Raw genomic sequence first — 2,582 nt, 5'->3', positions numbered from 1 at the left:
AAATGCCTGCTCTGAAATATCGGAAAAGGGTGCTCTGAATTTCCGAAAAGAGTGCACTATTCAAACGGAATATACAAATTCCTAAATCACCATATATTTGACCTAAATCTCTGCTTTCTTTTGGGTCAAATATACTATGTTCTAAAAAATGTGCCAACCCCATGGGCAATAGAATCATTTCTTTATTATCATTATCTATAATATAATTATTTAACCCTCCAAAATTTGTTGTCATTGAAAAAAAAGTGGACACATATTTTTCTTTAGGTACCACATAAACATTCATACCATTATTTAATTTTGTTGTTTTTATATTGTTAAATACCAACATTGGCATATCTTTCCAAATATATCTCATAAGTCTTTTCCTATCGCGCTTTTAATATAAACGTAAATACTTTTTCTATATTATTGCTTACCATTAAAACATCTTCTTTTCTTATATCCATTATCTTTTTTTGAATCATATCAAAATTATTAATTCCTATCTTAAACTTTCTCAATATCTTAAATGTCTTAAATGGTTTGTCAAAATCTTTCATTAATTGTTGAATATACAATAATTTGGCAGTTTGAACTTCCTCATCACTTATTAAACCATTTTTCATTTCAATAATAGTTTCGTCAATTAGAAATTCGACTCTTTTCAAATAACAATTTTCTGTTCCGGCACATATACATACCAAGCCATAATTATCACTTAAAGCTGCCGAAATATGATATGCAAGTCCTTCTCTTATTCTTACCTTTTTAAATAACTTACTTGAAGTACCACCACCAAGTATGATAGAAAAAAGTTTACATGCAAAAAAGTTTTCATCCAATATTTCAATTGGAATTTTATAACTTTTCGCTAATTTAGATTGACTAATATTTTGCATTTCTGATTCTGCACCTTTATTAAATTTAATAATCTCTTTTTTCTTTATTTCCGTTTTTTTCTTTATAAAATGATATTCATTAAATTTATTATTAAATATACTTTCAATCTCATATTGACTTACATCTCCTATACAATAAACCTCTATATCACTCTTTTCCCTAATTTCATTTATAAAATTCCTCATGTGTTTCCACATAATGCTTTGATAATTTTCAGGTTTCTCAGCTAAAACTATAGATCCTCCGGTTTCATCTCGAAGAGATTTTTCAATGATATTCAAATACATATACTTTTCTTTATTATTGTACATCTCCAAATTTTCTTTCATTATACATTCCTTATTTCTACAAAACATTTCATAACTGATATCTTGTTCAAATATCAAATATAAAACTTCGTTAATGATATTTTTTATTGAATATTCTTTTTCTAAATATAATTTAGGATTTATAAATTGGAAATGTACAATTATCCTCTTTGTATCGCCTTCAACTCTTACACCACTAGTCAAACGAATATTATATGTATTTAATATAACTGTATCTTGCAATGACTTATCAATTAATAGTTTTGCAGCCACATTTCTATACTCGTCTCCATATTTCTGTGTGTTTAAAGACAAACATATTTCAATAGAAATAGCATTATATTTTTTTGTTGGAAAAACTTCTAATTTTACGTTCTCTCTCATAACTCAGATTTCTTTTCCCTTTACAATTTCTTCACATATATCATATAATTCTTCCAGCAATCTAAAAACTGTCTTCTGCGAATGTTCTCTTTCAATTCTTGGATTAAATTCTACTATATCTAACACAACATTTAATTTTTGTTTTGCAATGCAATGTAATAGAAACAATAACTCTGTCAATTCTATTCCTCCTCCAACAGGAAACGATACTCCTGGCATTTCAGAAAAATTCAATACATCTAAATCAACTGAAACATATATGTTTTTGATTCCTTTGCAAAATTCAATAATCCGCTCAGTCATTCCATAATAATCTTTGCATTCATAATCTTTTATGACTTGAAATCCGCTCTTTACTGGCATTAATTTATTTTTTTGTCTATAGCCAATTATTAATCCTTCTCTAATAAATTCTAAATATGCAAGAAAATTCCAATTTTTTAACTCTTTCGCCTTTATTTCATTATCATTATGTGCATCAAAAACTATTATCTTTTCCACTTTGTCAAAAATATTTACAACGCTTGCAGTACAACTATGATCTCCACCTATGAAAACAATTATTTTTTCTTTTTCTAAAAGCCGTTGCAGAACCTGTCGTTTCTTGCAATCCAATTTTGATTGTTCCACCTCAAATACTCTCGTATTCTCTTTATTCAAAAAAAATTGTTTCATTATATCCGCGCCATCATCTGCACCTTCAACTTTTGACTTTAATTCTTTTTGGCAACAAAAAACTTTCATATTTCACCTTCTATTAAACTATAATTAAAGTAAAATTATTTAATATTATTCTGCTATTCATAACTAATATAATCAACACAAAAAGAAGGGAAACCCCTTCTTTTTGTGACTTTTAAGAACCTCCTGGACATCTTCCACCATTTCCATTTCGTCCAAATCCATCTTTTTCAGTCAAACATTCTGTAAAGAATTCAGATATATCCAACCATTCACTCTCAACCTCAAATCCTTCAGATAGATTTCTTTCAAATGTCAATTCATGCA

The 2,582-nt window shown here is 27.7% G+C and carries 2 protein-coding genes and 1 pseudogene; all 3 read right to left on the bottom strand.

Annotated elements, in window-relative coordinates; all coding sequences use genetic code 11:
* Window positions 1-358, bottom strand: a pseudogene (locus tag Q0F58_RS18780) (hypothetical protein); the annotation flags it as partial.
* Between the two features lie 10 nt (window positions 359-368).
* Window positions 369-1,574: an insulinase family protein gene (locus tag Q0F58_RS18775; RefSeq protein WP_294379490.1), complete on the bottom strand. Its 1,206-nt coding sequence runs from the start codon at window positions 1,572-1,574 to the stop codon at window positions 369-371.
* A gap of 3 nt (window positions 1,575-1,577) precedes the next feature.
* Window positions 1,578-2,318: an arginase family protein gene (locus tag Q0F58_RS18770; RefSeq protein WP_294379488.1), complete on the bottom strand. Its 741-nt coding sequence runs from the start codon at window positions 2,316-2,318 to the stop codon at window positions 1,578-1,580.
* Window positions 2,319-2,582 lie beyond the last annotated feature (264 nt).

This window comes from uncultured Clostridium sp. (assembly GCF_934754915.1).
Taxonomy (GTDB): Bacteria; Bacillota; Clostridia; order Clostridiales; family Clostridiaceae; genus Clostridium.
This window is presented reverse-complemented; position numbering and strand designations above follow the sequence as displayed.

Bases quoted from the DNA above. Each gene is read 5' to 3' on its own strand.
- Q0F58_RS18775 (WP_294379490.1), bottom strand. From the start codon at position 1,574: ATGAGAGAGAACGTAAAATTAGAAGTTTTTCCAACAAAAAAATATAAT.
- Q0F58_RS18770 (WP_294379488.1), bottom strand. From the start codon at position 2,318: ATGAAAGTTTTTTGTTGCCAAAAAGAATTAAAGTCAAAAGTTGAAGGT.